General features: G+C 65.6%; 14 protein-coding genes and 1 tRNA gene. 13 read left to right on the forward strand and 2 right to left on the reverse strand.

The genetic code is table 11. From position 1 onward, the window contains the following. Positions 1 to 53 precede the first annotated feature (53 nt). The 3 genes from IPG14_RS06240 (at position 54) to IPG14_RS06250 (ending at position 2,099) form a co-directional block, all read left to right on the forward strand. Positions 54 to 986, forward strand: coding sequence for an ABC transporter permease (locus IPG14_RS06240; RefSeq protein WP_343391225.1), 933 nt, complete (start codon positions 54 to 56; stop codon positions 984 to 986). Positions 987 to 1,001: 15 nt separating this feature from the next. Next, positions 1,002 to 1,967: an ABC transporter permease gene (locus IPG14_RS06245; protein WP_343388673.1), complete on the forward strand. Its 966-nt coding sequence runs from the start codon at positions 1,002 to 1,004 to the stop codon at positions 1,965 to 1,967. A 56-nt stretch (positions 1,968 to 2,023) separates the two neighbouring features. Further along, a tRNA-Ala gene (locus tag IPG14_RS06250) sits at positions 2,024 to 2,099 on the forward strand. Between the two features lie 100 nt (positions 2,100 to 2,199). Here IPG14_RS06250 and IPG14_RS06255 read toward each other — a convergent pair. Both IPG14_RS06255 and IPG14_RS06260 read right to left on the reverse strand, forming a co-directional pair. Continuing rightward, the gene (locus IPG14_RS06255) at positions 2,200 to 3,210 is read right to left on the reverse strand and encodes an alcohol dehydrogenase catalytic domain-containing protein (protein ID WP_343391226.1); all 1,011 of its coding nucleotides are present in this window, start codon (positions 3,208 to 3,210) and stop codon (positions 2,200 to 2,202) included. A gap of 43 nt (positions 3,211 to 3,253) precedes the next feature. Beyond that, the gene (locus IPG14_RS06260) at positions 3,254 to 3,478 is read right to left on the reverse strand and encodes a hypothetical protein (RefSeq protein ID WP_343384224.1); all 225 of its coding nucleotides are present in this window, start codon (positions 3,476 to 3,478) and stop codon (positions 3,254 to 3,256) included. A 101-nt stretch (positions 3,479 to 3,579) separates the two neighbouring features. Between IPG14_RS06260 and IPG14_RS06265 the strand changes: the two genes are divergently transcribed. The 10 genes from IPG14_RS06265 (at position 3,580) to IPG14_RS06310 (ending at position 14,543) form a co-directional block, all read left to right on the forward strand. Beyond that, positions 3,580 to 4,128 carry a carboxymuconolactone decarboxylase family protein gene (locus tag IPG14_RS06265; RefSeq protein WP_343391227.1) on the forward strand — a complete coding sequence of 183 codons (549 nt, stop codon included), beginning with the start codon at positions 3,580 to 3,582 and terminating at the stop codon, positions 4,126 to 4,128. Positions 4,129 to 4,179: 51 nt separating this feature from the next. Next, positions 4,180 to 6,132 (forward strand): alkaline phosphatase family protein, encoded by a 1,953-nt coding sequence (locus IPG14_RS06270; protein ID WP_343391228.1) that lies wholly within the window; start codon positions 4,180 to 4,182, stop codon positions 6,130 to 6,132. Positions 6,133 to 6,209: 77 nt separating this feature from the next. Continuing rightward, positions 6,210 to 7,256 (forward strand): LuxR C-terminal-related transcriptional regulator, encoded by a 1,047-nt coding sequence (locus IPG14_RS06275; RefSeq protein ID WP_343391229.1) that lies wholly within the window; start codon positions 6,210 to 6,212, stop codon positions 7,254 to 7,256. Between the two features lie 125 nt (positions 7,257 to 7,381). Next, positions 7,382 to 7,729 carry a hypothetical protein gene (locus IPG14_RS06280; RefSeq protein WP_343391230.1) on the forward strand — a complete coding sequence of 116 codons (348 nt, stop codon included), beginning with the start codon at positions 7,382 to 7,384 and terminating at the stop codon, positions 7,727 to 7,729. 171 nt (positions 7,730 to 7,900) lie between these two features. Then, entirely contained in the window at positions 7,901 to 8,941 is a 1,041-nt protein-coding gene (locus IPG14_RS06285; RefSeq protein ID WP_343391231.1) for an alpha/beta fold hydrolase, read from the forward strand. Between the two features lie 107 nt (positions 8,942 to 9,048). After that, positions 9,049 to 9,363, forward strand: coding sequence for a hypothetical protein (locus IPG14_RS06290; RefSeq protein ID WP_343391232.1), 315 nt, complete (start codon positions 9,049 to 9,051; stop codon positions 9,361 to 9,363). Between the two features lie 101 nt (positions 9,364 to 9,464). Continuing rightward, positions 9,465 to 9,938 (forward strand): NADH-quinone oxidoreductase subunit I, encoded by a 474-nt coding sequence (locus IPG14_RS06295; RefSeq protein ID WP_343384217.1) that lies wholly within the window; start codon positions 9,465 to 9,467, stop codon positions 9,936 to 9,938. Between the two features lie 237 nt (positions 9,939 to 10,175). Then, entirely contained in the window at positions 10,176 to 13,091 is a 2,916-nt protein-coding gene (locus IPG14_RS06300; RefSeq protein WP_343391233.1) for a DUF4332 domain-containing protein, read from the forward strand. Between the two features lie 15 nt (positions 13,092 to 13,106). Further along, positions 13,107 to 13,832: a phosphatase PAP2 family protein gene (locus tag IPG14_RS06305; protein WP_343391234.1), complete on the forward strand. Its 726-nt coding sequence runs from the start codon at positions 13,107 to 13,109 to the stop codon at positions 13,830 to 13,832. A gap of 9 nt (positions 13,833 to 13,841) precedes the next feature. Further along, on the forward strand, positions 13,842 to 14,543 hold the full coding sequence (locus IPG14_RS06310; protein WP_343391235.1) for a phosphatase PAP2 family protein: 702 nt from the start codon (positions 13,842 to 13,844) through the stop codon (positions 14,541 to 14,543). Positions 14,544 to 14,631: the final 88 nt, after the last annotated feature.

Consider the following 14,631-nt stretch of genomic DNA (forward strand, 5'->3'; position numbering starts at 1 on the left):
CCGGGCTACGCGTGTGATGGGGTGTCTTCGGATACCCCATCACGGTTTTTCAGGTGCGAGTCCTCATGATCGCTTACGCCATCAGGCGCGTCGTTCTCATGGTCCCGTTGCTCTTCGCCGTCGCGACACTCACGTTCTTCCTCATGCACTCCGTCGAAGGGGGGCCGTTCGATTCCGACCGCCCCATCTCAGACGCAACCAGGGCACGTTTGAACGAGCGCTACAACCTGGACGGCTCCTTGTTGACCCAGTACACCAACTTCATCGCGAACACCGCGCAGTTGGACCTCGGCATTTCCACATCATCGAACGAGCGCGCCATCACCGACATCATCAGCGAGAAGTTCTCCGTCTCGATCCAGCTCGGCATCTGCGCCTTCATCTTCGCTGTCCTGCTCGGCGTCACCCTCGGCGTCGTCTCCGCCATGAACCAGAACGGAATCGGCGACTACGTCGGTGTCTTCATCGCGACCGGGGGCGCCGCCTTGCCGAGCTTCATTCTCGCCCCGTTCCGCATCATCCTCTTCGCTTTGAAGCTCGACTGGTTCGACGTCCTCGGCTGGGAGCTGTGGAACTACAAGAAGATGGTGCTGCCTTCCGTCGCCCTCGGCATGCTCCCCGGCGCATTCATCGCCCGGATCGCCCGCGCCTCGATGCTCGACGTCCTCCGGCAGGACTACATCCGCACCGCCCGTGCCAAGGGCGTCAAGGAGTTCTCCGTGATCACGCGCCATGCGGTCAAGAACGCCATGATCCCGGTACTCACGGTCCTCGGCCCGATCTTCGCCGGCCTCATTACCGGCTCCTTCATCATCGAAAACGCCTTCGCCATCCCCGGGCTCGGCAATGCCTTTGTGAGTTCCGTCCTTATCCGCGACTATGGCCTGATAATGGGCGTTACCTTGTTCTACGCGGGCATCATCGCAGCGATGAATCTTGTTGTGGACTTGGCCTACGCAATGGCCGATCCAAGAATCCGGCTGTAGGGACAGGAGAACACGATGGCCACCGAAACCACTCTCCAGCCCTTCGACTTCGCACGGGACCCGTTCGCCACCAAGCAGCGCGGACTCTGGGAAATGGCCTTCCAGCGGCTTATCCGCAACCGGCTCGCCTTCGTCTCGGCCATCATCCTCATCTTCATCACGGTCCTCGCCATTTCGGCCCAACTCGTGCCCTTCATCGAACGCCACGATGCCACCGTCCAACAGTACTCAATCGTCAACGAGGGCCCGAGTTCCGAATACTGGCTCGGCACCGACATCCTCGGCCGCGACATGTGGGCGCGCCTCCTCTACGGCACCCTCTTCTCTCTCAAGATCGGCCTCGGCACCCAGCTCATCGTCCTCCTCGTCGGCATCACCATTGGTATGGGCGCCGCCCTCGGGGGCAAACTCAGCGACACCATCCTGATGTGGTTCACCGACCTCGCCTACGCCTTCCCGGACCTTCTCGCGATCATCCTCCTGCGCCAGGTTCTCTTCGGTCGCGATTGGCCCATCATCGGCACCGGAGACCCTCAGATCCCGGGTTTTCCGTCGGCCATCCTCGGTACCATCCTCGCCATCTCGCTTGTGAGCTGGGTGACTATCGCCAGGCTGGTACGCGGCCAGATGCTCTCGATCAAAGAACAGGACTACGTCCTCGCCGCCCGCTCCATCGGCGCCAGTCCCTGGCGCGTCGTCCGTGCCCACATGCTGCCGAATACCCTCAGCACCGTCATCGTCTCCGTCACGTTCGGCATCCCGCTCGCGATATTCGCGGAAGGCGCCCTCGGCTTCATCGGGCTCGGAGTCCCGTCTCCCTACACCAGCCTCGGCGCCCTCATGGGAGATGGCTACGCATACCTCTTCGTCAACAACTGGCTCGTCGTCTGGCCGGCCATCATGGTCGCCATACTCATGCTCTGCTTCACCTTCCTCGGCGATGGCCTCCGCGACGCGCTCGACCCTCGAACCCGGAAATAGGGCACTCCCGATTTGGCGCGCAATCACGGCGGCTGATACCATCGAAAAGTTGCTTCGGGGCTGTAGCTCAATCGGGAGAGCGCAACACTGGCAGTGTTGAGGTAGAGGGTTCGAATCCCTCCAGCTCCACCAACCGGCACTAATCGAGAGGGGCTCCCAACGGGGCCCCTCTTCGTTTTCTCCCGCACTCGGGGGACTCGGCCTGCGTCCGAAACCCTCCGGGAATTCCGGCTCAGGCCTCGACCGCCACGCTCACCTTCACCGCCTGCCGTCCCTTGTCCGCCGCGTGTTCGAATGCCTCGTTCGCGGACGCCAGCGGATACGTCTCCGTCCGCAACAACGCAAGCTTCGGCGCGAACCGCCCAAGCATCCCAACGGCGGCGCCGAACTCGCTCTGGTGCCCGGCATGGCCGTAGACAACCGACCCCACGACCCGCACCTCCTGGTTCACCAGCTTCCGCGCGGGGACCATCACATCGGCCGTGAACACCCCGAGAGGCACGACCGTACCGCCCGCCCGCACCGCGTTGATCGCCTCCGCGAACGTGTCCGCCGTTCCGCCCACGGTCTCGATGACAACGTCGACGGGATTGCGCCGCGCCCAATCGAGCAACGCCTGGCTTCCGGGTTCGAACACCGGGCCGGCGCCCATCGCCTCCGCCAGGCCCGCCTGGTGAGGGTATCGCGCCGTTACCGCGACTTCGTTCGCCGTCTGCGAGGCCAGTAACACGGCGAGCAGCCCAATCGTCCCCGAGCCGAGGACGAGCACACGAGCGCCCATCGGCGCCTCCGCACGGTTCGAAGCCCGCACACAAACGGCGAGCGGCTCCGCCATTGATCCGATATCCAGGCTGACGCCCTCGGGCAATGCGTGGACATTCGCTTCTGGGACCGCGACGAGCTCTTGCATCCCGCCCGGCGCCGAAATCCCAATCAGGCGCAACCGCGAACAGGTCGGCGACTGCCCGCGACGGCAACCCGGGCACTGGCCACACGGCAGCGTTGGCTCTATCGCCACCGCCGTTCCCGGCGCCAGACCGCCGCCCGAAACCACCCTGCCTGCTATTTCGTGCCCCGGAGTAGAACCGGGGAAGGCGGGGAACTCACCGCGGAAGAAGTGCAGGTCAGACCCACAGATTCCCACAACCGCCGAGCGGACCAGGACGTCCCCTTCGCCGGCAACCGGTTCCTGACGCTCGGCAAGCTCGAGTCTGCCGCCGGCGTTCCACACAATCGCGCGCATGCCGCGCAGCCTACCAGCATCCTGTTACGGCCGCGTCAACCTGTCAGCGGGCTTCATCTCGCCGCAATGCTGCGAGCTCCTTGATCGCGCTCCGGCCTTCCGGTCCGAAGCCGTGCTCCCGCAGGAACGCTGGCACACCGCCGTAGACGATACGCACGACCGCCGCCTCCGCCGCCCGTTCATGTCCGGGCAGGAAGAACGCGTCGGCGGCTGTCCCACTTCCGCAGCCGCACCAGCAGGTTCCCGTCGGCTTGGGTGCTTCCGTCATCTCAGTCCTCATTTCGTCCAACCGATTCTAACGCCCCCACACCCGGCACTCCGCTGCGCGAGAAGTTACACTCGCCCATCACCTCCCCCGGAGTGCCGCCCATGGCCCGACTTCCCTTCGTCGAGCGCGCAGACATCCCCGAAGAGCTCCAGTATGTGTGGGACCGGAATACCACGGATGGCGCGCTCCCGAACATCTTCCGCACGATGGCGAACAACCCCATCCTTTGGCGCGCATACCTTCGACTCGGGAACGCTCTCTGGACCCACAGTGGCCTCGACATAGCGACCCGCGAGCTGGCGATCCTCCGGACGGCCATCCTTCACCACTCGCTCTACGAATGGCATCAGCATGTGCACATCGGGCGGCGCGCGGGCCTCAGCGACGGGCGGATCCTCGCGTTACACCACTGGCGTGCGAGCGATGCGTTCACGGGACCCGAACGGGCGCTCCTCGAATACGTGGATGCGCTCGCGGCGAGCGATCACCCGTCTGACGAGGCCCACACCGCGCTCGCCGAACACTTCGACTCTTCGACCGTCGTCGGGATCAATCTCCTCATCGGCTACTACGGGATGACTGCCCGGTTCCTCGGTGGCTTCGAGGTAGAGACCGAAGGACCGTTCGTCGGCTGGCAGCTCCAGGGCTGACCCGTTCACACAGTCGCGCGCACAATCCGATATTCCTCCGGGAGGCCCCAGATGACCACCGTCGAATCCGTCACCCTCGATCCCATCGGCCCGGAACGCCCCGGCGGGCAGGGCCTGGACCACAACCAGGAAGAATCGGGCAACCTCGCAATCCACAAACTGCTGACCACTGACGACGGCCGCGCGTGGACGGACTTCGTCGCCACCGCAAGGCAATCCCGCGATGGCTCCTGGTCGTACGAAGCGTGGGCGCTTCGGGGGATGGTGCGCTGGGTTCGCCGCTACTCCGAAGCCGGCGGATACGACTACGAAGTGGTCGAAACCGCCGGCGCAAACCCGATCGAGCGGCAGGACTATCGCGCGCTGGCGACGCTTTCCGAGGAACTCGCTGCCGGCAGTGGAGACCCGGAAACGAACTTCGTCGAACCCGATAAGCTCACCTACCCCTGGGCTTACGAGCGGCTTTCCCAGCTGTTCGATAGCCCGAACGCACCCGACCTGGTCGTCAATCCGAAGAGCTACTGCTACGGTCGCCAGCCGGGCCAGCATGGGGCGCTGGATGTCATCCAGTCCCGCTCGCCGCTCATCTTCAGCGGTCCGGGTGTGAAGGCCGGCGCGTTCATCGAGTGCCCATCGAGACAGATCGACATCGCTCCGACCGTCGCGAGGCTGATGGGTTTCCCGCTCATCGATGGGTGCGACCTGACCGGCAGGACGAGTTCGGAGCGCGGAGTGAGTCCGGATGTGTACCTCGCCCGGCAGGACGGCCGGGTACTCGATGAGGTGCTCGATCCGGCCGCCGGCGAACCGGAGCGGGTCTACCTGGTCCTGCTCGACGGACAGTCCCACACGGAACTGCTCCACCGCCTGGAGGCCGAGCCCGGGGCGATACCGAACCTGAGGCGGCTGATTGCTGCTGGCGTTATGTTGCGTCACGGCAGTATCACGAACTTCCCGAGCATCACCTGGCCGAGCCACAACGCCATCGGTACCGGCAGCTGGTCCGGGCACCACGACATCGTCAATCCCAGCTACTACCTCCGCGAAACCCGCGAAACCGTCTCCCCCCAGGGCCAGCAGTTCGATACCGCCCGATTCCTCAATCCCGCCGTCGAAACACTCTTCGAAGCCTTCCACCGCGTCTACGGCGAATGGGACGGCGCCAGCGGTGTCGTCACCGCTTCCGTTAACGAACCCTGCACGCGAGGAGCCGGGCACGCATCGCTCGAACGCCGCCTCATCGGCGACCGGGGCGAGCTCATCATGCTCACGAAGGAGACCGAGCACGAGATCAGCCCGCGCTGGTTCAACGAACTCGAAGAACAGGGCCACCGGCTCCAGGGCCAGATCGATAACCGTGCCCTCGCCCAGGCTCGCCAGCTCCTCCTCGACCGGTCGCATCCCGCGCCGATCTTCACCTACCACGAGTTCGCCCAGCCCGATTCCAGCGCCCACGACTACGGACCCCACCACGAAGGCGCCCGTGCCGCCCTCGATGAGACCGACGTCCGCATCGGACACCTCTTGCGCACGCTCGAAGGACGCGGCCTGTTCGAATCCACGCTTTTTGTAATCACCACCGACCACGGCATGGCCCAGCAGGACGTATCCCTCAAGGCGAACCCGGCCCGCATTCCTCAGCGCGATGGCATGGAAGCCGTCACCACCGAACCACTCGTCTACCTCCGCGACATCGAAGTGGCAATCGTCGTCCAGGCCGACGGCCGCACCGCCCAGGTCACCGTCCTCGACAACGATGCCACGCCATCCGGGGAGAAGCCCCCGGTCTCCGCGGCCGAAATCCTCGTTTCCGACCACCGCGATGGCAAGGTCGCCCGCGTCCTCACCGACAGCAGCGGGGTCGCCGGCATCTCGATCCCCGCAGACCTCGAACCGGCCGACCTTCGCATCCGCGTCCACGCCCAGGGCTTCAACTCGCGCCACATGCTCATGGACTCGACCAACCTCGCGCTCGACCTCCGGCAGGTGCTCTACGGGATGTAGCGAGCGAGCTTCCCGCTCCTTCTCGTACAATCCCCCCGGGTGCTCGTCGGCAAGTGAGGCGCCCGCTGAGGCTCGACATGGACGACGACAGTCGCATCCGCTACGCGACCTCCAACGATGGGACGCGCATCGCCTGGAAGGCGAAAGGCCAGGGGCCGTCGCTCATCTTCGCCCCACCATGGCCAATTACGCTGGCATGGCCCGGTCCGTGGCCAACGATCATCGAATCACGCTTTGACGGCCGCGTGATCTATTACGACCGCCGCGGGTTCGGGAACTCCGAACGCCATGTCGAGCACAGCATCGAGCGCTACGCCGACGATCTTGAGGCCGTCGCCGATGCGGCTGGCCTCGATGACATCATGATCTACTCGGCGGTGGTTTCCTGCTCCGAAGCCCTCCATCTCGCCGCCCGCGGCCCGCGGGTCACCAGGGCTGCACTCGGAGAACCCGTCCTTTCGGGTAGAGAATGGCTCAACCGTTCCGAAATCAGGCCCCTCCTCGCGGTGCTCGACCGGGATCCCAGTATGTTCTTGCAGGTCATGGTCCAATTCGCTTCCGGGTGGGGGCGATCCACGGAGCCGTTCACGGGGGGTGCGTCGACCCGGGAGCGGATCAGCATCGCCAGCGAAGATGATCTCCGCGCGACTATCGACGTGTCCGCCACCTGTGAACTCGATGCCATAGCCCCGCTCGTCCGCGCTGAGTGCCTCATCACCCACAACACCGGCGATTCGCTCGTCGCCGATCCGCACTCGGCGCGGCTGGCACAGTTGCTCCCGAACGCAACCCTTCTGCTGTGGTCCGCCGCCGAGCGCTGGGTCTTCCCTCCCGAGGTGGTCGCGCGCGTGCGGGAATTCCTCGGAGGCGAGCCCGCGAGCACCGCCCTCGACGCCGGCACGACCCTTTCCGGCGGATCCGGCTCCGCCCAACTGCTCGCGCTCTCCGCCCGCGAACGCGAGGTGCTGGCCTTAGTCGCCGCCGGCAAGACCAACCGCGAGATCGCCGAAAAGCTCGTCGTTGCCGAAGCAACGGCCGCCCGCCACGTCCACAACATCCTCAACAAGCTGGACCTCGCGAACCGGGTTGAAGCCGCCACATGGGCGGCCCGGCACGGCCTCTGAGCCTCGCAGTACACAACTCTGTGTACGTCCCGGACTGGCGAACGCTCAGAAATCCACTTCTCTGACGATGCCCGGCCCTCCCGCTCGCTGGCAAGCTCCTCCTGACTTCCACAGGAGGAAAGGCAATGACGCAAGCAACTTTCACCGGACGACATGGCGGGACATCATTCCGCCGCATCTACCTCGCCATCGGCGCGGCGGCACTCGTCGCAGGAGGAGCAATCCTCGCGCACCCCTGGAGTGGTTCCAGCACCAGCGACACCGCCGGTGGCGCCTACCTGGCCAGCTGGCAGCGCTCCGCCGGCACGGCCAACTCCGACGCCCCGTCCCAGATCGAGGCTGCCCGCATCGAACACGACAATGCGTTCCCGCTTTCCGCCGTACTGACGACCCCGTCACGGGAAGTCGACGGGAGTGCGGCCCGCGCCGAACACGACGCCCACATCGATGCGTGGCTGGCAGGGGAGCTGTAGCGACCGCGTCGATTCCGCTGCGAACCCCGGCGAAACGCCTCGACACCCGTCGAGGCGTTTCGTGTTTCTGCCGTCTCCATCGACCAGCGAATCCGGCGGACCACTTGCAGCCAGGTAGTACGATCCACCACGCATGTCCCTCGCAATCGACTACCCGGATTCACGCGCCCGATGAGTCCTGCCAGCCCGATCAGCTACGCCACCTCGGCCGACGGCGCCCGTATCGCCTGGAGAGCAGAGGGCGAAGGCCCGTCACTGCTCTTCGCCCCACCCTGGCCCGTCACCATGGAGTCCGGGTCGCCGTGGCCGAGTATTGTGACGTCGGCTTTCGGCGGCCGGGTCATATACTTCGACCGCCGGGGCTTTGGTAACTCCCAGGCCAACGTCGAGCATAGCCCCGAACGCTACGCCGATGACCTCGAGGCTGTGGCCGACGCGGCCGGGCTGACTGAGATCGTGATCTACGCCGCCGCCGCCGGCTGTTTCGAATCCCTCCTCCTCGCCGCTCGGACGTCTCGTGTGACCAGGATTCTGCTCGCCGAACCGATTCTCTCTGGCAGCGAATGGCGGCTCCGTCCGGAAACGCGGTCGATCCTGTCCCTGCTCGATCAGGACGTGACGACCTTCTGGCGCGTCATGGGCCAGTACGCGGCCGGTTGGGGCAAGAACATCGGGGCTCTCGCGGGAACCGCACCGGTCGCGACGAGCAATCCAGGGGACATCCGCGCCCTCTTTGACGCACTGGGTTCATGTGAGCTCGCTGGCGTCGCCCCACTCGTCTCCGCCGAATGCCTCATCATCCACAACACCGGTGATTCACTTGTTCCCCATCCCCACTCCGCCGAACTCGCCCGCCTGCTTCCCAATGCCCGGCTCCTCCTCTTCACTTCGCCCGACCGCTGGGCCCAGGACTCGGCAGTAGCAGACGAGAGCCGGATGTTCTTCGGCGGCGAGAACGTGCCGCCTCCCCCGCGCCGCGATGCCGAGCCGCTCGCCCCCGGCTGCGTCGCCGGCCTGTCCGCCCGCGAGACGCAGGTCCTGTCGCTTATCGCCGCGGGAAAGAGCAACCGCGAGATCGCCGACACCCTGGTCATCAGCCGTTCCACCGTGGCGACGCACATTCACCACATCCTGGAAAAAGTCGGCGTCTCCAACCGCGCTGCGGCGACAGCATGGGCAATACGCCACGGCCTCGCCGCCAGCCGGCCGTAAATCAACCGAACGGTCGATGCTTTTCGCCTGGAATCAACCGTCCAGCGGATACCCGGACACCCCGTTCGCTGCCATCGTCCCTCCTGGAACACACAGGAGGTCCAACCGTGGCAACCTCAATGCACTCAGTCGCCGGGCAGCGGCTTCGCCCCGTCAACTTGCTGTTCATCGCTCTCGGCGTGATCGCGATCGCCCTTAGCATGGCCGGTGCGTGGCGATCGGAGAGCTCCCCGGCCGCGCCGTTGGAAAGGCCCGCAGCGGGCGGGACAACGAACCTCGCCGCGGTGGAACACCCGGTCTCGTCCTCCAGCCCGGCACTCCGGGCGCTCGCCGACCCAATCATGCTCCAGGTGGAACTCGCGCAGTACGAGGCCCTTGGCGACGCGCTTGCTATGGCCAGGCAACCAGCCGTTGCCCCCTAACCCGCGACGCGGCGGTCTTGTGTTTGTCGTCACAATCCTCTCTTGTGCTAGGATCGCGGGGACGTCGCGCCGCGCATGCGCGCATACCTCGGGGAGTCGGCATGGCTTACGGAACGGGCATCGCAAAAGGCATGAGCCTCACGCTCAAGAGCATGTTCAAGCCCGTCGCGACCGTGCAGTACCCGGAAGAAGTGCGCGCGGTCCCCGTTTACGCGCGGACGAACCTGCTCTGGTTCGAAGAGCGCTGCACCGGTTGCTCCACCTGCGCCCAGGCCTGCCCCGATGGCTGCATCCTCGTCGCCACCAGCCAGGACGCCGAAGGCCGCCGCAATATCGACCGCTACGAGATCGACTTCCGCATCTGCATGTACTGCGGCCTCTGCACTGAGGCCTGCCCGTACGAGGCGATCCAGCCCGGTGGCCCGCTCGATGACGCCGTCTATCAGTTCGAAGAGATGTACCGCGACAAGCACTCGCTCACGAACGTCGCGCAACGCTTCCTCTCCGGCCACGAAAACACCTACCCCAACGGCATGAAAGCACCCTCCCCCGAAGCGGACTTCCACCGGCTTTAGGGGCGCTTCGGGGACTCGGAGCGCATACGGAGCTTTCCGGCGCCAGGGGGTCGGCGCTGCTCAGGCCGGAGCCGCCGGTGGTCGAGTGTCATCAGCCCCGCCTCCGGTGAATGTCAACCCGCGATCCCGGCGCGCAGGCCACCCTCGGTTCGTGTTCCAAATCACAATCTGGTAGATTTCCTCGGAACCATCCGCTTGGTCGCGGCAATCCCGCGCCCGGCTTCGCTGCAGGTAGACATGGCATCTCTCACAGTCGACGGCAAGGTCATCGAGGCCCCGGCGGGCGCTCCGCTCGTGGAAGTCCTCAAGAACAACGGTTTCTACGTCTCAAGCCTCTGTTACATCGATGGGCTCAAACCCTACGCCGGCTGCCGCTCCTGCCTGGTCGATATCGAAGGCCCTCCCGGCCTCCAGCTCTCCTGCACTTCCGTCGTCCAGGACAACATGGTCGTCCGGACCGATACCGAAGAAGTTAAGGAAGGCCGCAAGGCTGTCCTCTCCCTCATCCTCGCGAACCACAGCGACCGCTGCCTCACCTGCCACCGCCGCGAGCACTGCCACCCCGGCGACATCTGCCTGCGCGACGACGTGGTCACGCACCGCTGCCTCACCTGCTCCAAGAACTACCGCTGCGAACTCCAGGCCACCTGCGAAATGGTCGGCATGTCCGGCTACGAGCCATGGGTCGGCGAAGAGCGCTCCTGGTACCAGGTACCCCAGCCCATGGCCGACCGCGGGAACCCCTTCATGGAGTTCGACCCGCAGATGTGCATTATCTGCACCCGCTGCGTCCGCGCCTGCGATGAGAAACGGCACACCGGCGCCATCACCCTCAGCGGGCGGGGCTGGGACACTCGTATTGCCTTCGGCGCCGGCGGCGCAATCGATGAGAGCAACTGCGATTTCTCCGGCGCCTGCATCGACGTCTGCCCGACGGCGACGCTCATGGAACACCCCAACAAGTGGGTCGCCAAGCCCGATGCCTGGACCACCACCACCTGCGACTCCTGCGCTATCGGCTGCAGTCTGCGCATCGGCTCCGCAGAAGGCCGCGGCGTCATCGTCCGCCCCGGCGACGGTAATCCCGTCAGTGGCGACCAAATTTGCGTCCGCGGCCGCTATCACTACGACTCGCTCAAGCCGCGCGAACGCCTCGGGAAGCATCTCCTGCGCCGCGGAAACATCCATGCCCCGGCAACCCTCGCCGAAGCAGTCGCCGAAGCCGCGAAAGCGCTCAAGGGTGCCCCTGGCAAGGTCGGCGTCCTCGTCGGCGCCAACGTCACCAACGAAGAAGCCTACCTCGCCGCCCAGATAGCGAAGGCCCTCAAGACCTCCGCCGACAGCTCACTCGGCCCGGTCATCCGAGCCACGAAGTCCGCCCTCGAGGCCCGTTTCGGCACGTGGCGGATGGCAACCGACATGACCCGGATCGCCACCAGCAAGGCCATCGTCGTCGTCGCGGATGACCTCGAAGAGAGCCACAACATCGCCAGCGTCCGCATCAAGGATGCCGTCGTCCGCAACGGGGCGAAACTTGTTGTTATTGGCCCCTTGCGGAGCGAACTCGTCGATTTCGCGGCCCTCTGGGTCCGCACCGATGCCGGCGCCGAAGGCGCGACCGCGGCCGCCATAGCCAGCTCCGTCGCCGGGGCGCCCGCGACGAACGACGATGTCGCCGCGGCGGTCTCCATCCTCAAGGACGCGCCCAGGGACAGTTCGCTCGTGGTTTGCGCTCCCAACCCGGTCAGCGCGGCCATCGCCGGCGCCATGGCGGGCGGCGCTGCGAACCTGGCGATCGCCCTCTTTGGGGCCGAAGCCAGTAACAGCCTCGTCGTCCTCCCGCCCGAAGCCAACGTACACGGCCTGCTCGACGTCGGCGTCGCCACCGAAGGCGCAGCCGATCCGCTCGAGGGAGCCGCTGCCGTCCTTCTCATCCGCGACGACCCCACCATGCGGCTCGCCACGGCAGGTGCAGCCCTTGCGAAAGCTGCGACGGTCATCGTGATCGACAACGTCCTCAGCGAGGCGGCGAAGGCTGCTGCAGTCGTCATCGCCGAGGGCCGTGCCTACGCCAGTACCGGCACCTACACCACCGCCGACCACCGCATCCAGAAGCTCATGCCGGCCGTGAAGCCTGAAGGCGATGCCGTATCGCTCTTCGAGGCCCTTTCAGCTCTCGGCGCCGCCCTCGGCGTCGAGCTCCCGAAGACGGCCGATGCCGCACTTGGCGCGATAGCGAAGCTCGACAGCGCCTATCAGCCGGCCTGGGACCTCATCATCGGCGAAGGCGTCCGCCGCTCCGTCGCCGTTTCGTCGAAGGCCGCCTCCGCTCCGGTCGAATCCCTTTCCGCTGACGCCGGCACGAAGATCATCGCCGCCCGGGACCTCTACACCGCCCTCGATGCCGCCGCGATGCGCCATCCGGAAGCGGAGAAACTCCACCGCTACGACCGTATCCAGGTCAGCGAGGAAGATGGACTCCGGCTCGGCATCTCCAGCGGCGACGAAGTGACCATCTCCGCCGGCACGACCGCCGTAGCCGCGAAGGCCACCGTCACGGAACGCGTGCCGGCCGGGCACGTCTTCGTATCGAGCCTCGCCCAGGGCGGGAAGGTCTCGCAGTTCTTCGGCAACGGGCACGTCCCCGCCGTCGCACTGGCAAGGTCCAGTTCCGGCCTCACACCTCGAGTTGCCATGCCGGCCACCGCCGCGCCCCAGTCCGTGGCTGCGCCTTCGGCCGCCGATCATGGCGAACCCGGCGGTCGCGTCCCCGTCGAGACCATCATCGGCGTGAGCGACGAAGCCAAAGCCGCCCTCAACGACGCCGGCATTGTCTGGCTCGATGAGTATCTCGATGTCGCCGCCTCTGCCGATGGCCGTAAGGCGCTCTCCACCCAGACCGGCATCGACGCGAAGCAGCTCCTTGAGTGGGCGAACCGTGCCGACCTCATGCGCGTCCCGGGAGTCACTGCTGGCCTCGCAGACCTCCTCGAAAATGCGGGCGTCGACACCGTAAAGGAATTGGCCACGCGAAACGCAGTGAACCTGCACGCGAAACTGGCCGAGGTCGGCGGCGCTGATGCCCCGGCCGCCTCCGAAGTTGCGGACTGGATCGGTGGAGCGAAGTCCCTTCCACAGGTGATCACCCACTAAACACCGGAGCAGCCCATGGATTCCAAACTCGGTGCGGCGGTCAGACTGGCCGTCGTTCCGAGTCGCCGGAACCGGCTCCTCTGGGCTTGCTCAATGGTAGCCTTCGGCTTTCAGGCGATGAGCGTCCTCGTGCTCGAAGATGGCCACATCTTCGAATGGGAAGTCCACACCACCAGGATCCTCCAACGAATCCCGGCTCGTTACGAGGTCTTCGACCTCGCCTTCTGGCTCACGAACACCATCGCCTGGGAGTTCATCCCGATCTTCGGTGCTGCCTTCGGGGTCGCCTGGCTCTTGAATCAAAGGGATGCTGCTCTGCTCCTCCTCTTGTCGTTCCCCCTCCACGTCTTCGCACAGTGGCCGAAAGCCGTCATCGATAGGCCACGGCCACCCGCCGGTCACCACGCCATCGAGGGGGTCGGGGGGTTCCAGAGCTTCCCTTCCGGGCACGCAGAATTCGTAATCACGTTCTGGGGCTTCCTCGCGTACCTCGTCGTAACCCACTCACGGAGCACCCGCGTCCGCCTCGCCGTGACCATGGCATGGACTGTTCTGGCTATAGCTACCGGAGTCGGCAGGATCGCCATCGGCAGGCACTGGCCTATGGACGTACTGGTTTCCTACGTCGTCGGTTTCGGGCTGCTGTCAGGCCTCATCTGGCTGTACTCGGCGATCCGGGCGGCCGGACACCGAGATCGGGCCGAACGGGCGATCGTTCCTCCTGCCGATGCGGTAGACTGAAGTGGCTCCATGAATACTTTGTCAAAGACGTGGTCTCAAGATCCACTTAGGCGCGAACTCACGCTGGTCGGCCCGATGCTGCTCGGGTTCTTCGCGCTCCTGCTCACTGTGCTCCTGTGGGCTCCCAGTCCCATCGACCGCGAGTTCACAACTCTGGTTCAGGCATTGCCGGCCGGGACGTTCGGACGCCTGGCCCGCCTCGGTTCCGATGTCGGAGGCGGTGTCTACGGCACCCTGCTCCTCCCTGCGATGGCCGCGTCCTGGTTCGCTGTCAGGCGGCAATGGAAACTGCTGCTCCTGGTCGCTGCGGCGTTCGCGCTGCATTACGTCCTGATCTCGCCCAAGCTCCTGATCACCGCGAACCGGCCTTCGCCAGAGTTCGGCGTACTCGGCGCCGGGGGACTCGAGAGCTTCCCCAGCGGCCACGTCCAGTGGGCCGCATCGTTCTACGGGCTCATGGCCTACGTCATGCTCGGGACCGCCCGCACCGGCCGGATGCGTTTCGCCATCGCTGCCACCTACGCACTGATCGTCGTTCTCACCATGTTCGGGCGGATCGAACTGGGGCGGCACTGGCTCACCGACACCGTGGCCGGGGTCCTGGTGGGGCTCATCGCCCTCCGTATCCTCATCCTCCTGCATCGCTGGCCCGTTCTCGACCATGCCGGCGCCAGGCTCGGCGCCATCTTCTCGCGGCCCTCCCTTCGGTAGTCCGTGAGCGTCCCTAACCGCGAACAAACCGCGCAAGAACGAGAAAGCCCACCGGGCCAGCGGTGGGCTTTCTGGGTTCTTCGCCTTC

The sequence above is a fragment of the Candidatus Amarobacter glycogenicus genome, from assembly GCF_016704105.1.
Lineage (GTDB): Bacteria > Chloroflexota > Dehalococcoidia > Tepidiformales > Tepidiformaceae > Amarobacter > Amarobacter glycogenicus.

Coding starts and splice junctions, on each gene's coding strand:
- IPG14_RS06245 (WP_343388673.1), top strand. CDS start 1,002: ATGGCCACCGAAACCACTCTCCAGCCCTTCGACTTCGCACGGGACCCG.
- IPG14_RS06255 (WP_343391226.1), bottom strand. CDS start 3,210: ATGCGCGCGATTGTGTGGAACGCCGGCGGCAGACTCGAGCTTGCCGAG.
- IPG14_RS06260 (WP_343384224.1), bottom strand. CDS start 3,478: ATGACGGAAGCACCCAAGCCGACGGGAACCTGCTGGTGCGGCTGCGGA.
- IPG14_RS06265 (WP_343391227.1), top strand. CDS start 3,580: ATGGCCCGACTTCCCTTCGTCGAGCGCGCAGACATCCCCGAAGAGCTC.
- IPG14_RS06270 (WP_343391228.1), top strand. CDS start 4,180: ATGACCACCGTCGAATCCGTCACCCTCGATCCCATCGGCCCGGAACGC.
- IPG14_RS06275 (WP_343391229.1), top strand. CDS start 6,210: ATGGACGACGACAGTCGCATCCGCTACGCGACCTCCAACGATGGGACG.
- IPG14_RS06280 (WP_343391230.1), top strand. CDS start 7,382: ATGACGCAAGCAACTTTCACCGGACGACATGGCGGGACATCATTCCGC.
- IPG14_RS06285 (WP_343391231.1), top strand. CDS start 7,901: ATGAGTCCTGCCAGCCCGATCAGCTACGCCACCTCGGCCGACGGCGCC.
- IPG14_RS06295 (WP_343384217.1), top strand. CDS start 9,465: ATGGCTTACGGAACGGGCATCGCAAAAGGCATGAGCCTCACGCTCAAG.
- IPG14_RS06300 (WP_343391233.1), top strand. CDS start 10,176: ATGGCATCTCTCACAGTCGACGGCAAGGTCATCGAGGCCCCGGCGGGC.
- IPG14_RS06305 (WP_343391234.1), top strand. CDS start 13,107: ATGGATTCCAAACTCGGTGCGGCGGTCAGACTGGCCGTCGTTCCGAGT.
- IPG14_RS06310 (WP_343391235.1), top strand. CDS start 13,842: ATGAATACTTTGTCAAAGACGTGGTCTCAAGATCCACTTAGGCGCGAA.